16 protein-coding genes, 2 tRNA genes and 2 rRNA genes are annotated in these 23,855 nt (G+C 57.4%); 6 read left to right on the forward strand and 14 right to left on the reverse strand.

What is annotated here, in order from left to right:
• Positions 1–2 precede the first annotated feature (2 nt).
• The 14 genes from HU731_RS16565 to HU731_RS16630 all read right to left on the reverse strand — a co-directional run bounded on the left by HU731_RS16565 (position 3) and on the right by HU731_RS16630 (position 15,736).
• Entirely contained in the window at positions 3–1,385 is a 1,383-nt protein-coding gene (locus HU731_RS16565) for a M16 family metallopeptidase (protein WP_186607438.1), read from the reverse strand.
• A 58-nt stretch (positions 1,386–1,443) separates the two neighbouring features.
• Positions 1,444–3,102, reverse strand: a complete 1,659-nt coding sequence (locus HU731_RS16570; RefSeq protein ID WP_186607437.1) for a Na/Pi cotransporter family protein — start codon at positions 3,100–3,102, stop codon at positions 1,444–1,446.
• Between the two features lie 214 nt (positions 3,103–3,316).
• Entirely contained in the window at positions 3,317–4,084 is a 768-nt protein-coding gene (locus HU731_RS16575) for a TerC family protein (protein ID WP_014716354.1), read from the reverse strand.
• A gap of 67 nt (positions 4,085–4,151) precedes the next feature.
• Entirely contained in the window at positions 4,152–5,459 is a 1,308-nt protein-coding gene (locus HU731_RS16580) for a CitMHS family transporter (RefSeq protein WP_003187405.1), read from the reverse strand.
• A gap of 384 nt (positions 5,460–5,843) precedes the next feature.
• Positions 5,844–7,805, reverse strand: coding sequence for a DUF7844 domain-containing protein (locus tag HU731_RS16585; RefSeq protein WP_186607436.1), 1,962 nt, complete (start codon positions 7,803–7,805; stop codon positions 5,844–5,846).
• Positions 7,802–8,122, reverse strand: coding sequence for a DUF2388 domain-containing protein (locus HU731_RS16590; protein ID WP_003187408.1), 321 nt, complete (start codon positions 8,120–8,122; stop codon positions 7,802–7,804). Before HU731_RS16590 ends, HU731_RS16585 begins: the two co-directional genes overlap by 4 nt.
• Before the next feature lie 39 nt (positions 8,123–8,161).
• Positions 8,162–8,470, reverse strand: coding sequence for a DUF2388 domain-containing protein (locus HU731_RS16595; protein WP_014716356.1), 309 nt, complete (start codon positions 8,468–8,470; stop codon positions 8,162–8,164).
• A 106-nt stretch (positions 8,471–8,576) separates the two neighbouring features.
• Complete coding sequence (locus HU731_RS16600) at positions 8,577–8,897, reverse strand: DUF2388 domain-containing protein (protein WP_186607435.1); 321 nt, start codon at positions 8,895–8,897, stop codon at positions 8,577–8,579.
• 330 nt (positions 8,898–9,227) lie between these two features.
• A complete protein-coding gene (locus HU731_RS16605) occupies positions 9,228–9,443 on the reverse strand; it encodes a DUF1127 domain-containing protein (protein ID WP_003187413.1) in 216 nt (71 codons plus the stop codon).
• 318 nt (positions 9,444–9,761) lie between these two features.
• A complete protein-coding gene (gene scpC / locus HU731_RS16610) occupies positions 9,762–11,255 on the reverse strand; it encodes a succinyl-CoA:acetate CoA-transferase ScpC (protein WP_003187414.1) in 1,494 nt (497 codons plus the stop codon).
• A gap of 236 nt (positions 11,256–11,491) precedes the next feature.
• A complete protein-coding gene (locus HU731_RS16615) occupies positions 11,492–12,928 on the reverse strand; it encodes an NAD(P)(+) transhydrogenase (Re/Si-specific) subunit beta (protein ID WP_169912898.1) in 1,437 nt (478 codons plus the stop codon).
• Positions 12,928–13,248, reverse strand: a complete 321-nt coding sequence (locus HU731_RS16620; protein WP_003187417.1) for an NAD(P) transhydrogenase subunit alpha part 2 — start codon at positions 13,246–13,248, stop codon at positions 12,928–12,930. The genes HU731_RS16615 and HU731_RS16620 overlap by 1 nt, the downstream gene beginning before the upstream one ends.
• A gap of 15 nt (positions 13,249–13,263) precedes the next feature.
• Positions 13,264–14,385, reverse strand: coding sequence for a Re/Si-specific NAD(P)(+) transhydrogenase subunit alpha (locus HU731_RS16625; RefSeq protein ID WP_186607434.1), 1,122 nt, complete (start codon positions 14,383–14,385; stop codon positions 13,264–13,266).
• A gap of 451 nt (positions 14,386–14,836) precedes the next feature.
• Complete coding sequence (locus HU731_RS16630) at positions 14,837–15,736, reverse strand: LysR family transcriptional regulator (protein WP_186607433.1); 900 nt, start codon at positions 15,734–15,736, stop codon at positions 14,837–14,839.
• Between the two features lie 157 nt (positions 15,737–15,893).
• Here HU731_RS16630 and HU731_RS16635 point away from each other — a divergent pair, with 157 nt between their 5' ends.
• The 6 genes from HU731_RS16635 to HU731_RS16660 all read left to right on the forward strand — a co-directional run bounded on the left by HU731_RS16635 (position 15,894) and on the right by HU731_RS16660 (position 23,817).
• Positions 15,894–17,075: an acyl-CoA dehydrogenase gene (locus HU731_RS16635; RefSeq protein WP_003187423.1), complete on the forward strand. Its 1,182-nt coding sequence runs from the start codon at positions 15,894–15,896 to the stop codon at positions 17,073–17,075.
• A 13-nt stretch (positions 17,076–17,088) separates the two neighbouring features.
• On the forward strand, positions 17,089–18,309 hold the full coding sequence (locus HU731_RS16640; protein ID WP_186607432.1) for a CaiB/BaiF CoA transferase family protein: 1,221 nt from the start codon (positions 17,089–17,091) through the stop codon (positions 18,307–18,309).
• A 567-nt stretch (positions 18,310–18,876) separates the two neighbouring features.
• Positions 18,877–20,413 (forward strand): 16S ribosomal RNA (locus HU731_RS16645).
• Between the two features lie 82 nt (positions 20,414–20,495).
• Positions 20,496–20,572: transfer RNA gene (locus HU731_RS16650), tRNA-Ile, on the forward strand.
• A gap of 30 nt (positions 20,573–20,602) precedes the next feature.
• Positions 20,603–20,678: transfer RNA gene (locus HU731_RS16655), tRNA-Ala, on the forward strand.
• Between the two features lie 247 nt (positions 20,679–20,925).
• Positions 20,926–23,817, forward strand: a 23S ribosomal RNA gene (locus HU731_RS16660).
• The 16S and 23S rRNA genes sit together here with 2 tRNA genes alongside, the layout of an rRNA operon.
• The last annotated feature ends 38 nt before the right edge of the window (positions 23,818–23,855 follow it).

Raw genomic sequence — 23,855 nt, forward strand, 5'->3', positions numbered from 1 at the left:
CATTACTCAACAGGTTTGCGATAAAGCCTCAGGCCGATCAAACCGATGATGATCAGGCCCAGCACGCCCGTGCCGATCCAGGTCAAGGCGTCATAACTCAACAGCGGTTTTTCGATGCGCCAGTAGCCCGGCTGCTGGAACGCTTCGCGCATGGCCTGGTTGGTTTGCGCCAGGCTTACAGCCTTGATGCGTTTGACCGGATCGCTGAAACGCCCGTTGCTGTAGTCGCCGGCCGCACTCCAATAATAGTCGGCCAGCGCGCTGTTGCCCTGCACCGCCCAAGCCTGCCGGGCAATGGCGGCTTGCTGCAGGCGTGTGAATACTGTGGGGTCGAGACCATCCTTGAGCAGCTGGGCCTTGAGGTCTTGCAAGACCTGCTCGGCTTCAGGGAGGTTTTCGCGCTCAAGGTCGGCATTCAGGCTGAGGAATCCAACGCCGCCGAGCACTTCGCGTTCTACCCAGGGGCCGTAGGACAAACCGTGCTTGAGGCGCAGCTGCCGGTACAGCGCCCAGTCGAGGTAGTCCTTGAGCAGGTTGTAGGTTTCATCATGCTGGTCGTCCAATACGGGTTCGGGGAACAGCCAGTGCAGCTTGGCGCCATCGCCCACCCAGCCGCGGATCAGGTCGCGGTGGCTGGCGGCGGTGTGCTGGATTTCGGGGAGCGGGCGATGTTCGCTCGGCTCCACGGGGTCGAGTTGCCCATAGGTGCGTTCCAGGTAGGCGGGCAGCAGTTTGTCGAGATCGCCGACGACGATCAGGGTCATGTTGTTCGGCGCGTACCATGCTTTGCGCAGCTTCTCCAACTGATCGCGGGTGAGGTGGCTGACCTCGGCGCGTTCGGCGCACTTGAGGCCCAACTCCACGGCCAATTGGTTGCTGGCGCTGTGACCGAGGTCCTGGCGATCCAGCAGGCGTTGCAAGTGTGAATAATGGCCGCCGTCTTCGCGCTCCACCACTTGCTTGGCGGCATTGATATGGGCCTCGGTCAGTTGCGTGCGCGTGAGGATTGCCAGCAGCAGGTCCAGCACCTTGCGTTGGTTCTGCGCGGGCGCCTCGATCACGAAGGTGGTGTCGGCGTTGCTGGTGTAGGCGTTCCACTCGCCGCCCAGGGCTTGCATGCGGTCTTCGAGGTCGCCTTCGCCGCCGCCGTCGATACCGCTGAACAGCAAGTGCTCGAACAAGTGCGGCAGCTCTTTTTCTTCGCAACCGAAGTCGTCCAGGCCCACCCCAACCACCAGGCGAATAGCCACGTGCCCGCGTTCGGTGCCCGGTTTGAGCAGCAGTTGCAGGCCATTGGGCAAGGTGTAGCCCTCGACTTGCAGGCGGTCAAAGGCAAAGGTGTGGGCCGAGCCCAAGAGCAGGCAGGCGAGTAACAGGCGACGCATAACAAGCTTCCTGGCGAATGAGGTCCATTGTTAACTGACTTCGCTCGCGGGCGTACGTTCAGGGCGAATGGGTAATGTCGGCAATACTTTCAGCGGAGAGCGCGCCGGTATCGGACGTTTCCAACACTACATAAGCACTGCTGCAAAACAACGAGTTCAAGCGTTTCATGTCGGCAATCAGTTCCAGGTGCAGGGAACTGGTTTCCAGGCTCTGCACGATCTTGCGCTGCAAGCGGCTGACATGGGCGTGGGCCAGGCGGCGTTCCTGGGCGCGGAAGCGGCGCTTTTCGCGCAGTAATTGGCGGGCGCTTTCCGGGTCGCCGCTGAGAAACACCGACAGGCCCAGGCGCAGGTTGGCGATCAACTGGCTGTGCAGGCCGCTGAGTTCTTCCAGGCCCACTTCGGAAAATTGCCGGCGCTGCGAGGTCTTCTGTTGCTGGACCTTGCGCAGCATGCGTTCGATCAGGTCGCCCGCCAATTTCAAGTTGATCGACAGCTCGATGATCTCGGCCCAGCGGCGGTTGTCTTGTTCACTCAGGTCTTCCCGAGGCATTTGCGCCAGGTAGAGTTTGATCGCGCTGTTGAGCGCTTCGACGTCATCGCTGAGGCTGCGCATTTGCTGGGTGATTGCGGTTTGGTTGCCGCGCAGCACTTCCTGCATCGAAGTGAGCATATTGTCGATCAAGTCACCCAGGCGCAGGGTTTCGCGGGCGGCGTTCGCCAGGGCCAGGCTTGGGGTATTCAATGAGGCCAGGTCCAGATGGCGTGGCTTGGCCTTGCCATTGGTTTCGGGGCGCTCCGGCAGCAGCCATTCGCACAGGCGTGCCATCGGCCCGATGGTGGGCAACAGGATCAGGCAACGGCTGACGTTGTAGAGCAGGTGGAAGGTGATGACCATGCCCTGAACGCTGTAGTCCAGGCCGTCCATCCAGCCTACGAGCGGGTCAAGCACTGGAATGATCAACAGCAGACCGATCAATTTGTACAACAGGCTGCCCAAGGCCACTTGGCGACCGGCAGTGTTTTGCATGCTGGTGCTGAGAAAGGCCAGCACGCCGCTGCCGATGTTGGCACCGATCACCAGGCCGATGGCCACGTGCAAGCCGATCACGCCGGCACCGGCCAGGGTGGCCGTGAGCAACACCGCAGCGAGGCTGGAGTAGGAAATCATGGCGAACAGCGCGCCGACCAGGGCGTCCAGCAAGATATCGCCGGTCAGCGAAGCGAAGATGACTTTGACGCCCTGGGCATGGGTAATGGGCCCGGCGGCTTCGACGATCAATTGCAGCGCGAGGATGATCAGGCCCAGGCCGATCCCGACCCGGCCCAACTGCCCTGCCCGCGTCTGTTTACGCGACAGGAAGAAAATCACTCCGAGGAAGATCAGCAGCGGCGACAGCCAGGACAAATCGAACGTCAGCACCCGCGCCATCAAGGCCGTACCGACGTCGGCGCCAAGCATGGTGGCCAAGGCCGGCGTGAGGCTCATCAGCCCTTGGCCGACGAACGAAGTCACCAGCATCGCGGTGGCGTTACTGCTTTGCACCATGGCCGTCACCAGGATACCGGCGACAAATGCCAGCCAGCGCTTGGACATGTTCTGCCCGATGACTTGGCGCAAATTGGAACCGTAGACCCGCAGGATGCCGGTTCGAACGATATGCGTGCCCCAGATAAGCAGGGTCACGGCGGAAAGCAGATTGAGCAAGGTCAGCATGCTCGGCCCCCCGTGTGGGTGCGCTCCAAAAGGAGCGAAGGAAAGTTACCGCGTGCCGCTCTACGTCTTGTACCTAAGCTGTAGTTGGCGAATGGGCTCTGCGCCAGCATCGCATAGCTAAACTTGGGATTGAAACAAAACTGTCATGAAATCAATTTTTTGCGGATGAAAAAAAGGGGCTCGAAAGCCCCCTTTTTTTCACAGCGGGTCAAATTTACTGACCCGGAATGTCCTTGCGCAGTTTCACTGGGTCCTGCTGTTTCTTCTTTTTCGCGATGGCGGTACGCATCTTGATGTTCACCGCTTCCACCGCCAGCGAGAACGCCATGGCGAAGTAGACGTAGCCTTTTGGCACGTGCACGTCGAAGGATTCAGCGATCAGCACGGTACCCACGACCAGCAGGAACGACAGCGCCAGCATTTTCAGCGACGGGTGCTTGTCGATGAACTCGCTGATCGTGCCGGCAGCCAGCATCATCACCAATACCGCAACGACAATGGCGGCAACCATCACCGGCACGTGGGAAACCATGCCAACGGCGGTAATCACCGAGTCCAGGGAGAACACGATGTCGATAATGGCGATCTGGATAATGGTGTAGATGAACTTGCCACCGGCGCCTTTGGGCTCATCGTGGGTTTCATCTTCACCTTCCAGCGCGTGGTACATCTCCTGGGAGCTTTTCCACAGCAGGAACAGGCCACCGAAGAACAGGATCAGGTCGCGACCGGAAATGCCCTGGCCAAACACCACGAACAGGTCGGCGGTCAGTTGCATGACCCAGGTGATCGACAGCAGCAACAGGATGCGCGTGACCATGGCCAGGGCCAGGCCGAAGATCCGAGTGCGCGCCTGCATATGCTTGGGCATGCGGCTGACCAGGATCGAAATCATGATGATGTTATCGATGCCCAGGACGATCTCAAGGGCCGTCAGGGTGAAGAAGGCAATCCAGATTTCCGGATTGGTCAGCCATTCCATGTGTATTCCTTTGAGCAAGTGTTAACCGCGCAAGCTGTAGTGCCGCGCGGTGAGTGAGTCGGTACGATTATAGAGTGCTGAACAGCGGGAAAATCCCCATCAGCAATGCGGCGAACATTATGCACAGGCACACCAGTACTGCCCACTTGAGTGTGAAGCGCTGGTGATCGCCGAATTCGATACCCGCCAGAGCAACCAGCAAGTACGTCGAGGGTACCAGCGGGCTCAGCAAATGCACGGGTTGCCCGACGATCGACGCCCGCGCCATTTCCACCGCGGTGATGCCGTAATGGCTGGCAGCTTCGGCCAGTACCGGCAGTACGCCGTAGTAGAACGCATCGTTGGACATGAAGAAGGTGAACGGCATGCTCACCAGCGCGGTGATCACCGCCAGGTAAGGGCCCATGGCTTCGGGGATGACCGCCAACAGGCTCTTGGACATGGCGTCGACCATGCCGGTGCCCGACAGGATGCCCGTGAAGATACCGGCGGCGAAGATCAAGCCCACCACCGCCAATACGCTGCCGGCGTGAGCTGCAACGCGGTCCTTCTGCTGCTGCAGGCACGGGTAGTTGACGATCATGGCGATACTGAACGCCACCATGAACAGCACCGGCAGCGGCAACAGGCCGGCAATCAAGGTGCACATCAACGCCAGGGTCAGGGCGCCGTTGAACCAGATCAATTTCGGACGGCGGGCGTCGGGGAATTGCGACACGCTGATTTCACTGTGGTCGATCTCGTCGCCCTGCAGGTGCAATTCACCCAGGCGTGCACGTTCGCGCTTGCCGTACATGTAGGCAATCACGAGGATCGCCACCACACCGGCGGCCATGGCCGGGATCATTGGTACGAAGATGTCCGACGGGTCTACATGCAGCGCACTGGCGGCGCGCGCTGTCGGGCCGCCCCAGGGGGTCATGTTCATCACGCCACCGGCGAGAATGATCAGGCCGGCCATGATCCGTGGGCTCATGCCGATGCGCTGGTACAGCGGCAGCATGGCCGCGACGCAGATCATGTAGGTGGTGGCACCGTCACCGTCCAGAGATACCACCAGAGCCAGCACGGCGGTGCCGACCGAGACCTTGAGCGGGTCGCCCTTGACCATCTTGAGGATCTTGCGCACGGCCGGGTCGAACAGGCCGGAGTCGATCATCAAGGCAAAATAGAGAATGGCGAACATCAGCATCACGCCAGTCGGCGCAAGCTTGGTGATGCCTTCGAGCATCATCGGGCCGATCTTCGGTGCGAAACCGCCGAACAGCGCGAACAGGATCGGCACGATGATCAAGGCGATCAGCGCGGACAGGCGCTTGGTCATGATCAGGAACATGAACGTGATGACCATGGCAAAGCCAAGGAAAGTCAGCATAGGAATACTCCAGGCGTAGCGCGGCTAGGGAATGGCGGACCGAGTGGCGGTCAGCGCAGAACGAAAGGCACGAGGCGTACGGGTGGAGTTGGAGCGAACAGGCGGGTACGAGCGGACATCGGGAATCACCATTGTTGTTGTTAACAGCCGGTCTGTTGCCGGCAGTGGAGGCGATCCTAGACGGGGAAGCTTTCAGCCAGCTTTCGCTGAGAAAACAGCTGATGAAGGGCAGGCGCCAATCTTCAGGTTCTTGTTCTTGTAGGAGCGAGCTTGCTCGCGAAAAACGTCAACGATAACGCGCGCTTTCTGAATAAACGCGGCGCCTGTGAGTTTTTCGCGAGCAAGCTCGCTCCTACAAGGGCAAGCCAGCTTACACAGTGGTGTTCAGGGCAGTTCGAGGCCGCCGGCGGCTTTATGTAGCGCTCGCAGATGCTCACCCACTTGTTTGAGGTTGGCCTCACAGGCGGCAATCTCGGCGGCCCGAGACGGATCGAGCAGCGCCCTCACTTCCTTATCCAGCTCGCCGGTCAACGACTGCAACTGCTTCTGGCGTTCGGCGCTTTCTGATTCCAGGCGCTTGGCTTCCGAAGGTTGCGGCAGGCCATAACCCCCGCTGTCCAGCAACTCGGCTGGGCGGCTGAGGAAGCCGCTGTTGGCGAGAATTTGCTGCAGCGTGTTGTTGGCTCTCTCCATGCCGCCGTTTTTCAGCTCGCGGGCATTGAGATAGCGTTGTTTGACTTCGTCCTGGGCGAGCATCAATTGCTTGCGATAGCTGGCCTGCTCCAGCAACAACAGTGCGGCGCTGGTACGCAGGTCGGCCTGGCTGAACCATTGGCGACGCGCTTGCGCATCCAGGGACAACCAGTCTTCGACCTGGGTCTGCTTGATCGGCAGTTGCTTGCGCAACACGTCGAACATGGCCTGGTAGCGCTCGCGGAACGAGTCGAAGTGATACCCCAGGCGCAGGGCTTCGCGCTTGTCGTTCAATACGCTGGTATCGGCCAGGCCGCGGGCGCTGAGGACCTCGAGCAAACCGTTGGGGGTGATGTTGTCCAGGCCGGTCAATTGCGGGTTGGCGCTGCCACTGCGCAACAGTTTCAGGCTTTCGACCGCACAGTTGTTGGAGATAAAGAAGTAGTTGCCGTCATAGCTCCAGTGCATTTCAGCGGCATGTTCGACGGTGTCGTTGATTTCCTGGCGGCTGAGCTTCAGCGGCACCGACGCCAAGCCACGCAGTTCGGTCTTGGTGTATTCATCAATGACCTGGGCCAACGGCAGGACGAAGAGCCGCGACGGGTATTTGCCCACCAGGCCATCCCAGCTCGACAGCTGAACGTCACCGACGAAGGCGCGGTAAGACAAGACCAGGTGTCGGTCCAGATCCAGCCGACAATCCGGGCCACGTGGGCGGCCCGGGGCGCAAATCACCAGGCGCAACATGCTATGGCCCCAACGGCTCACCAGGTTCTGGTTGGCTTCGGCCAGCAGGTAGTCGATTTCATACACGCGTTCCGGATCGATCTGGCCCAGGGGCGTCTTTGCGAAATCGTTGCCTGCGTTCAGGAAGGCGTAGGTGCTGGCGCAGGTGTCTTGTTCGGGCGGGGCCCAGCCGAAGTGGTCCTTGTAATAACGGAACAGCGCTGGGCGGCGACAGGCGTAGCTGGGGTCCAGGAGGAAGTACTCCATGTTGACCGCGACGAACTCCAGCGGGCTGGTGGTTTCGTAGATGTCCGGGCTGCGCACCACCTGATGGTTGTGCTGCTCACGCTCGCCGCGCCGACCCACATATTGTGGCCAGCCGGCAAGGTCCAGCAGGCGCGGGTCGTCACTGAGGGTAAAGCGTCGGTCGTTCTGGCCACGGCACTGGTCGGGCAAGCCGATCAAGCCGGTGATGTTGTTCTGACGGCTGCAGCGCTGGATCAGCGTGCGCTCGTCTTTGGGCCACAGGCGCGCACGGTCGTAGATGTGGGTCAGCTCATGCAGCACGGTGGCGAGCATTTCCCGGCGCACAGTACCGTGGGGGCGATTGGTTTTCTGGGTGGCGGCGCTGCCGTCAGTCAGGCTGGCGAGCAGGTTCTGGTTGAGGTCCAGTTCGGACACCAGAGACGCCTGGCCGTAGGCGTTTTCAGGCATCTTGTCGGTCCAGCCGACATCAATACGCCGGTCCAATTGCTCGACAAAGCGCGGCGGCAAGGCGCGCAGCGCTTCATCGAGCAATGCCTGGCTGGCCTGCTGTTCGGCCGGGCTCAAGCCTTCGGTCTTGAGCCGCAGTTGCAGGCCGGCCTGGGCCGTACTTGCGCACAGCAGCACGGCCCCGGCCAGGAGCCAGGTTTTGAGGCGCCTCACAGAGCGAGGATAGCTTCGGCGAGGGTCTGGTCGCTGGCATCACGGGCTTCTGGCACGCGGGTGCGAAGGGTATCGAACGCGGCTTCCAGCTGGGCGCCACGGATCTCGCCATTGGTGGCGACGAAACTGGCGGCGTCATCGTGGGCTTCGCGCACGATCTTGGAGTCGCGGATGGAGGTGGTGGTGTCCGAGGTGAAATCAATGGTGCGTGCCGAAGCCCGCACGACGATGTTGCTGGTGGCCTTCAAGGTTTGCGCCTGGGCGACATCGGCCAAAAACAGCAGGCCGAGGGCGGCGACGATCAGCGGGCTACGCATGGGGTGACTCCAATGACAAAGATAGAAATACAACGATGATTATTGGACGAGAATTGCTTGCGCCAGTTCAAGGTCGCTTGCATGAAGTTTTGGCTGGGTGCGGCGCAGATAGTCCAGCGCGGACTCCAGGCGTGCGCCCCGCCATTGGCCGTCAGTGGCAATGAAAGCGGCAGCATCATCCCGAGCGGCCAGGACCAACTTATTGTCGAACGGCGCAGAGGTCACTTTGCTGGTGGCATACACGCTGACAACAGTGCTCTGGGTGGACACATCCAACGCTGAAGCCATGGGTGACCAGCAGGCGCAAAACAGTACAGGAACAATCAATAAACGGTATGAAAAAGCCATGGGACTCGACAACTGAAAGCGAGCGCCAAGGCTAGCGCAACGGCCGGGCGAGAGCCAGCGTCGAGCCATGCGGGAGCGGCAGGCGCTCCCGTCTGGTTGCCGTGGGTCAGATAGCCAGGATGGCCTGTGCCAGCTGTGCATCGGTTGCGGTATTCAACTGTGGCGCTTGTTGGCGGATCTGGGCCAGGGCGCTTTCCAGTTTCACGCCACGGATGGCGCCTTCGCTGGCGACAAAGCTGGCGGCGTCGTCACGGGCCGCTTTTACAACCTTATTGTCGCGCAGGGATGAGGTGGCATCAGACGTGGCATCGGAGGTTGCCTTCAGAGCGCCGACGATCGAGTCGGTCGTCATGATCAGGCTGCTCGCGTTGGCATTGGCAGCCAGGGTCAGCACAGCGGCAGTGCACAGCAGGCGAAGACGGGACATGGGGTAACTCCTGTAGACGAATAATAAGGTGGCGCGAAACGGCCACAGTGAAACGGACTGGGACTGTCGAGCATCAGACGCACGCTCTACAGGGTTCGCCACGTGGTGAGTGGATATTAGGCGTGTGCCGGGCTATTCGGAAGCCTCTAATTAAACTGTACCTGTCATATTCTACTGATTTCAAACTGTACCTGTTCGCCTGAATTGAACCGATTCAATGCGCGATCGTAGATACAACAAAGCCCGCCTCCGGTTACCCGGGGCGGGCTTTGTTTTGTCAAATCAGGGTGCTGGCAGTGGACCCGTCAGGTCAGGGCCAGCGGGCGCTACTTAGCGCCAGAACGGCTTGCTCAGCTCTTCGTAGCGTTGAGCTTCGCTGATACCGGCGTCAGCCAGCAGACGCGAATCCAGGCGAGCCAACTGGTGGCGGCTGGAGATGCGGCGCTGCCACAACATCAGGTTGGCGAGAACGCGCAGAGGCAGGGAAGCCTGGGTGTTTACAGCTTTTTCTTCGAAGAACAGTTCGGAACTGAGTGTACGTTCCATGATGACATCCTTCCGCTTGTGGCGGGATTAGGTAGTGGTTTAACTGATGCCAATGATCCTCTTCCAAGGCAAGACTCTCTAGATACAGTTCACCTGTATTGTGAGAGGCCAGTTAACTGTTTAACGAGGCTGTACGGTACGAAATTGGGGCAACTGTACCTATGCGCACTTAAAAGGTGCGAAAACGGCATTTTTGAGTTGAGATGTGGGATATTTCGGTAGGAAATGACCAGTACAGCAGTACAGTTTTTTCCATTAATGCGGGAGGGTTCACCGAGCTGATGAAACTGTATTTGCATCAGCCCGGATCTGTATTCATCAAGCCTTGAGCATGTGCCCGGTTTCTTCCAGGTTAATGTGCCAACTCAGTGCTTCGCGCAGAATGTGCGGGGTATGCCCACCGATAGCGCAGGCGGCATCGAAGTAAGTGTTGAGGGCATCGCGGTAGGCTGGGTGCACGCAGTTATCGATGATGACCCGGGCGCGCTCCCGTGGCGCCAGGCCTCGCAGGTCGGCAAGGCCTACTTCGGTGACGAGAATGTCCACGTCATGCTCGGTGTGGTCCACATGGCTGACCATCGGTACCACGCTGGAAATTGCGCCGCCCTTGGCAATCGACTTGGTGACGAAGATCGCCAGGTGCGCATTGCGGGCGAAATCCCCGGAGCCGCCGATGCCGTTCATCATCCGCGTGCCGCAGACGTGGGTGGAGTTGACGTTGCCGTAGATATCGAATTCCAGCGCGGTATTGATACCGATGATGCCCAGGCGGCGTACCACTTCAGGGTGGTTGGAGATTTCCTGAGGGCGCAGCACCAATTTGTCCTTGTAGTGTTCCAGGTTGCCGAACACATCGGCATTACGCCGTTCCGACAAGGTAATCGAACTGCCGGAGGCGAAGCTCAGCTTGCCAGCGTCGATCAGGTCGAAGGTCGAATCCTGCAACACTTCCGAGTACATGGTCAGGTCTTCGAACGGCGACTCGATCAACCCGCACATCACCGCGTTGGCAATATTGCCGATGCCGGCTTGCAGGGGCCCAAGCTTGTTGGTCATGCGCCCCGCATCGACTTCTTGCTTGAGGAAGTTGATCAGGTGGTTGGCGATGCCTTGGGTATCGCTGTCAGGCGGCGTCACCGTGGAGGCGGAGTCCGCCTGGTTGGTGATGACGATGGCGACGATTTTCTCGGGCGGGATCGGAATCGCGGTGCTGCCAATACGGTCGTCGACTTTCACCAGCGGAATCGGCGTGCGCGTCGGCCGGTAGGTCGGGATGTAGATGTCGTGCAACCCCTCCAGGTTCGGGTTGTGCGCCAGGTTGATCTCGACGATCACCTGTTTGGCAAAGATCGCGAAGCTGGCCGAGTTGCCTACGGAGGTAGTGGGCACGATATGGCCCTGCTCAGTGATCGCGACGGCTTCGATCACGGCGATGTCTGGCAATTTGAGCTGATTGTTGCGCAGTTGCTCGACGGTTTCCGACAGGTGCTGGTCGATAAACATTACCTCGCCGGCATTGATCGCCTTGCGCAGGGTGCTGTCGACTTGAAAGGGCATGCGTCGTGACAGTACGCCGGCTTCGGTCAATTGTTTGTCCAGGTCATTGCCCAGACTGGCGCCGGTCATCAGCGTGATCTTGAGGGGCGACGTCTTGGCGCGTTCGGCCAGGGCGTGGGGGACGGCCTTGGCTTCACCGGCACGGGTGAAGCCGCTCATGCCGACGGTCATGCCGTCCTCGATCAGTGCAGCGGCGTCTGCCGCGCTCATGACCTTGTTCAACAACGAAGGCAAGCGGATACGATCACGGTACATGAATTGTTATCTCTGGCTACGGAAAGCAAGGTGGGCAGTGTAGTGATTTCAAAAAGTTTCGGCCCGCTACCATGGTCGAATGCCAGGTCGCGATTTAGAGCCTTTGGTCGGGTTTCATGTGTGTGCAAAGCGGGACGCAGAGCATCCCTGGATGCGTTCCCACGCAGAGCGTGGGAACCATAAAAAAACCCCAGCCTACGGGAGGCCAGGGTTTCGAGTATTGCGCTGGCGCAGTGTTATTCGACGGCCTTGACCATGTCTTCGATGACCTTTTTGGCATCACCGAAGACCATCATGGTCTTGTCCAGGTAGAACAACTCGTTGTCCAGGCCCGCATAGCCGCTGGCCATCGAGCGCTTGTTGACGATGATGGTCTTGGCCTTGAACGCCTCGAGGATCGGCATGCCGGCGATGGGTGAGTTCGGGTCGTTCTTGGCGGCCGGGTTGACCACGTCGTTGGCGCCCAACACCAGCACCACGTCGGCCTGGCCGAACTCGGAGTTGATATCTTCCATCTCGAACACCTGGTCGTAAGGCACTTCGGCCTCGGCCAGCAATACGTTCATGTGCCCCGGCATACGGCCCGCCACCGGGTGGATCGCGTACTTCACGGTGACGCCGTGGTGGGTCAGCTTCTCGGTCAGCTCCTTGAGCGCGTGCTGTGCCCGCGCGACCGCAAGGCCGTAGCCTGGGACGATAATTACGGTGTCGGCGTTGGTCAGCAGGAAGGTGGCGTCATCAGCGGAGCCGGACTTCACCGGGCGTGCTTCTTTGGAGCCCGCCGCAGCGCCAGCGTCCGGCGCATTGCCGAAACCGCCCAACAGCACATTAAAGAAGGAGCGGTTCATGGCCTTGCACATGATGTACGACAGGATCGCGCCGCTGGAGCCCACCAGGGAACCGGCGATGATCAGCATCGAGTTGTTCAGCGAGAAGCCAATGCCCGCCGCTGCCCAGCCGGAATAGCTGTTGAGCATCGACACCACCACGGGCATGTCGGCGCCGCCAATCGGGATGATGATCAGCACACCCAGTACAAAGGCCAAGGCCAGCATCAGTGCGAACGCAGTGAGATTGCCGGTAAACATGAACGCCAGGCCCAGGCCCAGGGTTGCGAGGCCGAGCACCAGGTTCAGTTTGTGTTGCCCGCCGAACTGTACCGGTGCGCCCTGGAACAGGCGGAACTTGTACTTGCCCGACAGCTTGCCGAATGCGATCACCGAGCCGGAGAAGGTGATTGCACCGATGGCGGCACCGAGGAACAGTTCCAGGCGGTTACCGGCCGGGATCGAATCGCCCAACTGCTTGACGATGCCCAGGGACTGCGGTTCGACCACGGCGGCAATGGCGATGAACACCGCTGCCAGGCCGATCATGCTGTGCATGAAGGCGACCAGCTCCGGCATCTTGGTCATTTCGACGCGCTTGGCCATGATCGAGCCGGCGGTGCCGCCGACCAGCAGGCCAACGATGACGTAGCCAATACCGGCAGTCGCCAGCTCAGCCCCCAGCTTATAGATGAGGCCGACGGTAGTGAGTACCGCCAGCGCCATGCCGAGCATGCCGAACAGGTTGCCGCGCCGCGAAGTGGTCGGGTGCGAGAGGCCTTTGAGGGCCTGGATGAAACAGATCGACGCGATCAGGTAGAGCGTCGTCACGAGATTCATGCTCATTACTTGGGCGCCTCTTCTTTTACTTTCGGGGCTTTCTTCTTGAACATCTCAAGCATTCTGCGGGTGACCAGAAAGCCACCGAAGACATTCACCGCCGCCAGGGCCACGGCCAGTGTGCCCATAGTCTTGCCCAACGGGGTGACGGTCAGCGCGGCAGCCAGCATGGCGCCGACGATGACAATCGCGGAAATGGCGTTGGTCACGGCCATCAGCGGCGTGTGCAATGCGGGTGTTACGTTCCAGACCACGTGATAACCGACATAAATCGCCAGCACAAAGATGATCAGGTTGTAGATACCGGGGGAGATAAGCTCTTCCATCGTCTGAATCCCTGCTTAGGCGTTTTTGCGGATGACTTGGCCGTCGCGGCACATCAGGCACGCGGCGACGATGTCGTCTTCGAGGTTGATTTCAAACTGCCCTTCCTTGGTGAAGACCAGCTTCAGGAAGTCCAGCAGGTTGCGCGCATACAAGGCCGAGGCGTCGGCGGCGACAGCGCCCGCCAGGTTGGTCGGGCCGCAGATGATCACACCGTTTTCCACCACGACCTGGTCGGCCACGGTCAACGGGCAGTTGCCACCCTGGGCTGCAGCGAGGTCGATGACCACCGAGCCGGGTTTCATCTGCGCCACGGTATCGGCGCTGAGCAGGGTCGGCGCCTTGCGGCCGGGGATCAGGGCGGTGGTGATGACGATGTCGGCCTGTTTGGCGCGTTCGTGCACGGCCAGGGCCTGGCGTTGCATCCAACTGGTGGGCATCGGGCGCGCGTAGCCCCCGACACCGACGGCGCATTCACGCTCTTCATCGGTTTCGTAGGGGACGTCGACAAACTTGGCGCCCAGGGACTCGATCTGCTCCTTTACCGCCGGGCGTACGTCGGACGCTTCGATCACTGCACCCAGGCGTTTCGCCGTGGCAATGGCTTGCAGGCCTGCCACACCGGCGCCGAGGATCAGCACGCGCGCGGCTTTTACAGTGCCGGCAGCCGTCATCAGCATTGGCATGAAGCGCGGGTAGTGATGAGCGGCCAGCAACACGGCCTTGTAACCGGCGATGTTGGCTTGTGAAGACAGCACGTCAAGGCTTTGGGCCCGTGAAGTACGCGGCGCGGCTTCCAGAGCGAAGGCGGTGATGCCGCGTTCTGCCAGCTTGGCAATGGTTTCGTTGCTGAACGGGTTGAGCATGCCCACCAACACGGTGCCGCTTTTGATCAGCGCCAGTTCGCTGTCGCTGGGGGCAACCACTTTGAGAATCAGCTCGGCGCCAAACGCGTCGTTGGCACTGCCAATGGTGGCGCCTGCCGTTTCATAGGCACTGTCGACGATGCTGGCACTGATGCCTGCGCCGCTTTGTACAGTGACCTTATGGCCCTGGCCGATCAGCTTCTTGATGGTTTCCGGGGTGGCAGCCACCCGCGTTTCACCGGTCTGGGTTTCGAGAGGAACACCAATGTGCACGTCAAATCTCCTGCATGATCTTTTTGCTTTTGATCTTTTTGTAAAAAGGCCAGTGCACCGCGAGTGGCGCAACTGGGGCGGCCGATCAGCACGATCCCGCTGAAATGACAGCGGGGCGCGGCATTTTGCAGGCGAACTTTACGGCCATCAAGGGATTATGACGGGTGACGAAAAATTAACTACAAGTCACCCTGTGACTGATTGTCGCAACAAGCTGAAATAACCTCTTTAAATACAGGTCTTTAAAGGCGTTCAGGTGTTTATAGCGTGTTTTTTCATTGCCGGCGTGAATGATCGCGCATAGACCGTTAAGCGTCGCTACGAGCCATGAGATACATGGCTTTGAGCCTTATTTGTGCCCGACAAGTACAGTCTGCTTAAATGCGACATATACGTATATCTGTAGGATCTTAATTTATCTGACTACAAAGTCAGTAATTGCGTTAAGCCCTTAATTACAAGGGGTGTAGCGTCTGGACTGATCAAGCAACCAGTCCCTGAATGCACGCAGAGAGGCTGATTCGACCTTTTTGTCAGGAATCATCAGGTAATAAGCCTTTTCGCTGGTCAGTGCTTCGGTGCTGGCGATTACCAGTTGTTGCTCCTTCAGCTCCCGCTGTATGAGAAAGGGAGGAATCAGTGCGATGCCCATGTCATGCATGGCCGCTTGGGACAGCATCGAGAATAGCTCGTATCGAGGGCCTGTCATGTCGCGAGGGATGCTCAGTTGTTGGGCGTTGAACCATTGGCGCCAGGCATAGGGGCGTGTGGTCTGCTGCAGCAGGGGCAGCTCGGCGATTTGTTGAGGGGTGAAGTGTGTGCGGTCGCCGAGTAAGCGCGGGCTGCATACCGGTACCGGGTTTTCGCCCATTAACCTGTGGGATTGCGTACCCGACCAATCGGCATCTCCGAAGTAGATCGCCGCATCGAACTCGGTATCGGCGAACAGGAAGGGGCGCGTACGGTTTGTCAGGTTCACCGTGACTTCCGGGTGCTGATGTTGAAAATCCTTCAGGCGTGGGATCAGCCACTGCGTGCCGAAGGTAGGTACCACCGCCAGTTCGATCACATTCGCGCCCTGTTGGCCCATCACCGATAGGGTATCGCGCTCTACGGCGTCCAGCTGCGTTGCAACCCTACGGCTATAAGACAGCCCCGCCTCCGTCAGCTTCACTCCGCGGCGTGAGCGGCGAAACAGCTCGACACTCAAAAAATCCTCCAGGCTGGCGATTTGCCGGCAAATCGCGCCTTGGGTGATGGAGAGCTCCAGTGCTGCCTTGGTAAAGCTCTCGTGCCGTGCTGCTGCTTCAAAGCTGATAAGTGCGGTGGTACTGGGGATTTTTCGACGCATGTACGTTGCCCTCACAGATAAAGCGCATTTCTGGGCTTTTTGAGTGTTACGAAGTGAGAAATTAGCACAAGCCTATGCAAAAACCTCGTTTGCCCTCTGCGCTGACCGCGCCTAGTCTGGATCCACGACTTCTGATTTTTTCCGCGAGGACTTATTCATGGCTGGCAAGGCAAGCTTCAACTGGATCGATCCACTGCTGCTGGATCAACAGCTCACCGAAGAAGAGCGCATGGTGCGTGACAGCGCCGAGCAATTTGCTCAGGACAAGCTGGCTCCCCGCGTGCTCGAAGCCTTCCGTCATGAAAAGACAGACCCCGCTATTTTCCGTGAGATGGGCGAGACCGGTTTGCTGGGGGCGATGATTCCTGAGCAGTACGGTGGCAGTGGTTTGAACTACGTCAGCTACGGTTTGATTGCTCGTGAGGTCGAGCGTGTCGACTCCGGCTATCGCTCGATGATGAGTGTGCAGTCTTCCCTGGTCATGGTGCCGATCAATGAGTTCGGTACCGAGGCGCAAAAACAGAAGTACCTGCCCAAACTGGCCTCTGGCGAATGGATCGGTTGCTTCGGGCTGACCGAGCCCAACCATGGTTCCGACCCGGGTGCGATGATTACCCGTGCACGCAAAGTGGATGGCGGCTACAGCCTGACCGGCGCCAAAATGTGGATCACCAACAGTCCGATTGCGGATGTGTTTGTGGTGTGGGGCAAAGACGATGCAGGTGATATCCGTGGCTTCGTCTTGGAAAAAGGCTGGAAAGGCCTGAGCGCTCCCGCTATCCACGGCAAGGTGGGGTTGCGGGCCTCCATCACCGGTGAAATCGTCATGGATAACGTATTTGTGCCGGAAGAAAATATCTTCCCGGATGTCCGTGGCTTGAAAGGCCCTTTTACTTGCCTTAACTCGGCGCGGTACGGGATCTCCTGGGGGGCGCTGGGGGCTGCTGAGTTCTGCTGGCATACCGCGCGCCAGTACACACTCGATCGCCAGCAATTTGGTCGCCCGTTGGCCGCCACTCAGCTGATCCAGAAGAAGCTGGCCGACATGCAGACCGAGATTACCTTGGCCCTGCAAGGTTGCCTGCGCCTGGGTCGGATGAAAGATGAGGGGACGGCGGCGGTTGAGATCACATCGATCATGAAGCGTAACTCGTGTGGCAAGTCATTGGACATCGCGCGCATGGCCCGGGACATGCTGGGCGGTAACGGCATCTCTGACGAGTTCGGGGTGGCACGCCACCTGGTCAACCTGGAAGTGGTCAACACCTATGAAGGGACCCATGACGTGCATGCCTTGATCCTGGGGCGCGCGCAAACCGGTCTGCAAGCGTTCTATTAATAGGAGCATGGGCATGGGCGCGCTTTCGCATCTGCGAGTGCTGGATTTGTCGCGAGTACTCGCGGGCCCTTGGTCCGGGCAGATTCTTGCAGACCTTGGGGCCGAGGTGATCAAGGTCGAAAGGCCGGGCAGCGGTGATGACACGCGTGCTTGGGGGCCTCCCTTCCTGAAGGATGCGGATGGTGAGAACACCAGTGAGGCGGCGTATTACCTGTCGGCCAACCGTAATAAAGAGTCGGTGACCATCGACTTTACGCGGCCAGAAGGCCAGAAACTGGTGCGCGATCTGGCTGCCAAGTCGGACATCCTGATCGAAAACTTCAAGGTGGGCGGCCTTGCGGCCTATGGGCTGGACTATGAATCCCTCAAAGAGGTCAATCCGGAGCTGATTTACTGTTCCATCACGGGGTTTGGTCAGACGGGCCCCTATGCGATGCGCGCCGGCTACGATTTCATGATCCAGGGTCTGGGTGGGCTCATGAGCCTGACGGGGCGGCCTGAAGGGGATGAAGGTGCCGGGCCGGTAAAGGTTGGCGTAGCCTTGACTGATATCTTGACCGGGCTTTATTCGACCGTGGCGATCCTGGCTGCGTTAGCTCACCGTGATCACGATGGGGGTGGGCAGCATATCGACATGGCGTTGCTCGATGTGCAGGTGGCTTGCCTGGCGAATCAGGCGATGAATTACCTGACAACCGGGGCGCCGCCCAAGCGCCTGGGGAATGCTCACCCCAATATTGTGCCTTATCAGGATTTCCCCACGGCCGATGGAGATTTCATCCTCACCGTAGGCAATGATGGGCAGTTCCGTAAATTCGCTGAAGTCGCTGGGCAGCCACAATGGGCGGATGACGTGCGTTTCGCCACCAATCGCGCGCGGGTGGCTAATCGAGCGGAGCTGATTCCCTTGATTCGCCAGGCGACGGTCTTCAAGACGACCGCTGAATGGGTGTCGCAGTTGGAGCAAGTGGGCGTGCCATGTGGGCCGATTAATGATCTGGCGCAGGTGTTTTCCGATCCTCAGGTCAAGGCGCGTGGTTTGGCGGTCGAGCTGCCTCACGCATTGGCGGGGACGGTGCCGCAGGTTGCGAGCCCGATACGCTTATCCAAGACGCCTGTTGAGTACCGGAGTGCGCCTCCTCTATTGGGGGAGCATACGCTTGAGGTGCTGCAGGGGGTTCTGGGGCTAGGAGCTGCTCATGTGGCCGCATTGAAGGAGGCGGGTGTTATTTGAGCGTTCCCTTCTATATAGAGGCGCAGTGGTGAGCTGGTTGTTTTTTAACCGAAGCTGCCTTATTGATAGGAAAGCAAAATTAAGAGTTGACGGCGAATTATATCTGTCTATAATTCGCCCCACTTCCGGCGCAGTCGAAACAGAAAACTCCTTGGTAAACAATGAGTTACGCGGTTCTCGACAGCAAGCTGCTTCAGTCCATCGAAGCCAAAAGGAAGTTGAAAAAGAGGTGTTGACAGCAGCGTGTAACGCTGTAGAATTCGCCTCCCGCTTACGAGAGATCGCAAGCGCAAGTGGTTGAAGTTGTTGAAGAAATCTTCGAAAACTTCTGAAAATAACCACTTGACAGCAAATGAGGCTGCTGTAGAATGCGCGCCTCGGTTGAGACGAAAGATCTTAACCAACCGCTCTTTAACAACTGAATCAAGCAATTCGTGTGGGTGCTTGTGGAGTCAGACTGATAGTCAACAAGATTATCAGCATCACAAGTTACTCCGCGAGAAATCAAAGATGTAACCAACGATTGCTGAGCCAAGTTTAGGGTTTCTTAAAAACCCAAAGATGTTTGAACTGAAGAGTTTGATCATGGCTCAGATTGAACGCTGGCGGCAGGCCTAACACATGCAAGTCGAGCGGTAGAGAGAAGCTTGCTTCTCTTGAGAGCGGCGGACGGGTGAGTAATGCCTAGGAATCTGCCTGGTAGTGGGGGATAACGTTCGGAAACGGACGCTAATACCGCATACGTCCTACGGGAGAAAGCAGGGGACCTTCGGGCCTTGCGCTATCAGATGAGCCTAGGTCGGATTAGCTAGTTGGTGAGGTAATGGCTCACCAAGGCGACGATCCGTAACTGGTCTGAGAGGATGATCAGTCACACTGGAACTGAGACACGGTCCAGACTCCTACGGGAGGCAGCAGTGGGGAATATTGGACAATGGGCGAAAGCCTGATCCAGCCATGCCGCGTGTGTGAAGAAGGTCTTCGGATTGTAAAGCACTTTAAGTTGGGAGGAAGGGTTGTAGATTAATACTCTGCAATTTTGACGTTACCGACAGAATAAGCACCGGCTAACTCTGTGCCAGCAGCCGCGGTAATACAGAGGGTGCAAGCGTTAATCGGAATTACTGGGCGTAAAGCGCGCGTAGGTGGTTTGTTAAGTTGGATGTGAAATCCCCGGGCTCAACCTGGGAACTGCATTCAAAACTGACTGACTAGAGTATGGTAGAGGGTGGTGGAATTTCCTGTGTAGCGGTGAAATGCGTAGATATAGGAAGGAACACCAGTGGCGAAGGCGACCACCTGGACTAATACTGACACTGAGGTGCGAAAGCGTGGGGAGCAAACAGGATTAGATACCCTGGTAGTCCACGCCGTAAACGATGTCAACTAGCCGTTGGAAGCCTTGAGCTTTTAGTGGCGCAGCTAACGCATTAAGTTGACCGCCTGGGGAGTACGGCCGCAAGGTTAAAACTCAAATGAATTGACGGGGGCCCGCACAAGCGGTGGAGCATGTGGTTTAATTCGAAGCAACGCGAAGAACCTTACCAGGCCTTGACATCCAATGAACTTTCTAGAGATAGATTGGTGCCTTCGGGAACATTGAGACAGGTGCTGCATGGCTGTCGTCAGCTCGTGTCGTGAGATGTTGGGTTAAGTCCCGTAACGAGCGCAACCCTTGTCCTTAGTTACCAGCACGTAATGGTGGGCACTCTAAGGAGACTGCCGGTGACAAACCGGAGGAAGGTGGGGATGACGTCAAGTCATCATGGCCCTTACGGCCTGGGCTACACACGTGCTACAATGGTCGGTACAGAGGGTTGCCAAGCCGCGAGGTGGAGCTAATCCCATAAAACCGATCGTAGTCCGGATCGCAGTCTGCAACTCGACTGCGTGAAGTCGGAATCGCTAGTAATCGCGAATCAGAATGTCGCGGTGAATACGTTCCCGGGCCTTGTACACACCGCCCGTCACACCATGGGAGTGGGTTGCACCAGAAGTAGCTAGTCTAACCTTCGGGAGGACGGTTACCACGGTGTGATTCATGACTGGGGTGAAGTCGTAACAAGGTAGCCGTAGGGGAACCTGCGGCTGGATCACCTCCTTAATCGACGACATCAGCTGCTCCATAAGTTCCCACACGAATTGCTTGATTCATTGAAGAAGACGAAAAGAAGCAGCCCGAAATTGGGTCTGTAGCTCAGTTGGTTAGAGCGCACCCCTGATAAGGGTGAGGTCGGCAGTTCGAATCTGCCCAGACCCACCAATTTTGTGTGGGAAACGCCTGTAGAAATACGGGGCCATAGCTCAGCTGGGAGAGCGCCTGCCTTGCACGCAGGAGGTCAACGGTTCGATCCCGTTTGGCTCCACCACTACTGCTTCTGTTTGTATAAAGCTTAGAAATGAGCATTCCATTGTTGTGATGGTGAATGTTGATTTCTAGTCTTTGACTAGTTCGTTCTTTAAAAATTTGGGTATGTGATAGAAAGATAGACTGAACGTTACTTTCACTGGTAACGGATCAGGCTAAGGTAAAATTTGTGAGTTCTCTTAACTGAGAAATTCGAATTTTCGGCGAATGTCGTCTTCACAGTATAACCAGATTGCTTGGGGTTATATGGTCAAGTGAAGAAGCGCATACGGTGGATGCCTTGGCAGTCAGAGGCGATGAAAGACGTGGTAGCCTGCGAAAAGCTTCGGGGAGTCGGCAAACAGACTTTGATCCGGAGATGTCTGAATGGGGGAACCCAGCCATCATAAGATGGTTATCTTGTACTGAATACATAGGTGCAAGAGGCGAACCAGGGGAACTGAAACATCTAAGTACCCTGAGGAAAAGAAATCAACCGAGATTCCCTTAGTAGTGGCGAGCGAACGGGGACTAGCCCTTAAGTGGCTTTGAGATTAGCGGAACGCTCTGGAAAGTGCGGCCATAGTGGGTGATAGCCCTGTACGCGAAAATCTCTTAGTCATGAAATCGAGTAGGACGGAGCACGAGAAACTTTGTCTGAATATGGGGGGACCATCCTCCAAGGCTAAATACTACTGACTGACCGATAGTGAACTAGTACCGTGAGGGAAAGGCGAAAAGAACCCCGGAGAGGGGAGTGAAATAGATCCTGAAACCGTATGCGTACAAGCAGTGGGAGCCCACTTTGTTGGGTGACTGCGTACCTTTTGTATAATGGGTCAGCGACTTATTTTCAGTGGCGAGCTTAACCGAATAGGGGAGGCGTAGCGAAAGCGAGTCTTAATAGGGCGTCTAGTCGCTGGGAATAGACCCGAAACCGGGCGATCTATCCATGGGCAGGTTGAAGGTTGGGTAACACTAACTGGAGGACCGAACCGACTACCGTTGAAAAGTTAGCGGATGACCTGTGGATCGGAGTGAAAGGCTAATCAAGCTCGGAGATAGCTGGTTCTCCTCGAAAGCTATTTAGGTAGCGCCTCATGTATCACTGTAGGGGGTAGAGCACTGTTTCGGCTAGGGGGTCATCCCGACTTACCAAACCGATGCAAACTCCGAATACCTACAAGTGCCGAGCATGGGAGACACACGGCGGGTGCTAACGTCCGTCGTGAAAAGGGAAACAACCCAGACCGTCAGCTAAGGTCCCAAAGTTATGGTTAAGTGGGAAACGATGTGGGAAGGCTTAGACAGCTAGGAGGTTGGCTTAGAAGCAGCCACCCTTTAAAGAAAGCGTAATAGCTCACTAGTCGAGTCGGCCTGCGCGGAAGATGTAACGGGGCTCAAACCATACACCGAAGCTACGGGTATCACGTAAGTGATGCGGTAGAGGAGCGTTCTGTAAGCCTGTGAAGGTGAGTTGAGAAGCTTGCTGGAGGTATCAGAAGTGCGAATGCTGACATGAGTAACGATAATGGGTGTGAAAAACACCCACGCCGAAAGACCAAGGTTTCCTGCGCAACGTTAATCGACGCAGGGTTAGTCGGTCCCTAAGGCGAGGCTGAAAAGCGTAGTCGATGGAAAACAGGTTAATATTCCTGTACTTCTGGTTATTGCGATGGAGGGACGGAGAAGGCTAGGCCAGCTTGGCGTTGGTTGTCCAAGTTTAAGGTGGTAGGCTGGAATCTTAGGTAAATCCGGGATTCTAAGGCCGAGAGCTGATGACGAGTTACCTTTTAGGTAACGAAGTGGTTGATGCCATGCTTCCAAGAAAAGCTTCTAAGCTTCAGGTAACCAGGAACCGTACCCCAAACCGACACAGGTGGTTGGGTAGAGAATACCAAGGCGCTTGAGAGAACTCGGGTGAAGGAACTAGGCAAAATGGCACCGTAACTTCGGGAGAAGGTGCGCCGGTGAGGGTGAAGGACTTGCTCCGTAAGCTCATGCCGGTCGAAGATACCAGGCCGCTGCGACTGTTTATTAAAAACACAGCACTCTGCAAACACGAAAGTGGACGTATAGGGTGTGACGCCTGCCCGGTGCCGGAAGGTTAATTGATGGGGTTAGCTAACGCGAAGCTCTTGATCGAAGCCCCGGTAAACGGCGGCCGTAACTATAACGGTCCTAAGGTAGCGAAATTCCTTGTCGGGTAAGTTCCGACCTGCACGAATGGCGTAACGATGGCGGCGCTGTCTCCACCCGAGACTCAGTGAAATTGAAATCGCTGTGAAGATGCAGTGTATCCGCGGCTAGACGGAAAGACCCCGTGAACCTTTACTATAGCTTTGCACTGGACTTTGAATTTGCTTGTGTAGGATAGGTGGGAGGCTTTGAAGCGTGGACGCCAGTCTGCGTGGAGCCATCCTTGAAATACCACCCTGGCAACTTTGAGGTTCTAACTCAGGTCCGTTATCCGGATCGAGGACAGTGTATGGTGGGTAGTTTGACTGGGGCGGTCTCCTCCTAAAGAGTAACGGAGGAGTACGAAGGTGCGCTCAGACCGGTCGGAAATCGGTCGTAGAGTATAAAGGCAAAAGCGCGCTTGACTGCGAGACAGACACGTCGAGCAGGTACGAAAGTAGGTCTTAGTGATCCGGTGGTTCTGTATGGAAGGGCCATCGCTCAACGGATAAAAGGTACTCCGGGGATAACAGGCTGATACCGCCCAAGAGTTCATATCGACGGCGGTGTTTGGCACCTCGATGTCGGCTCATCACATCCTGGGGCTGAAGCCGGTCCCAAGGGTATGGCTGTTCGCCATTTAAAGTGGTACGCGAGCTGGGTTTAGAACGTCGTGAGACAGTTCGGTCCCTATCTGCCGTGGACGTTTGAGATTTGAGAGGGGCTGCTCCTAGTACGAGAGGACCGGAGTGGACGAACCTCTGGTGTTCCGGTTGTCACGCCAGTGGCATTGCCGGGTAGCTATGTTCGGAATAGATAACCGCTGAAAGCATCTAAGCGGGAAACTAGCCTCAAGATGAGATCTCACTGGAACCTTGAGTTCCCTGAAGGGCCGTCGAAGACTACGACGTTGATAGGTTGGATGTGTAAGCGCTGTGAGGCGTTGAGCTAACCAATACTAATTGCCCGTGAGGCTTGACCATATAACACCCAAGCAATTTGACTACTCTAACGAGCATCA

Origin of the sequence: Pseudomonas salmasensis (assembly GCF_014268375.2) — a bacterium.
Taxonomy (GTDB): Bacteria; Pseudomonadota; Gammaproteobacteria; order Pseudomonadales; family Pseudomonadaceae; genus Aquipseudomonas; species Aquipseudomonas salmasensis.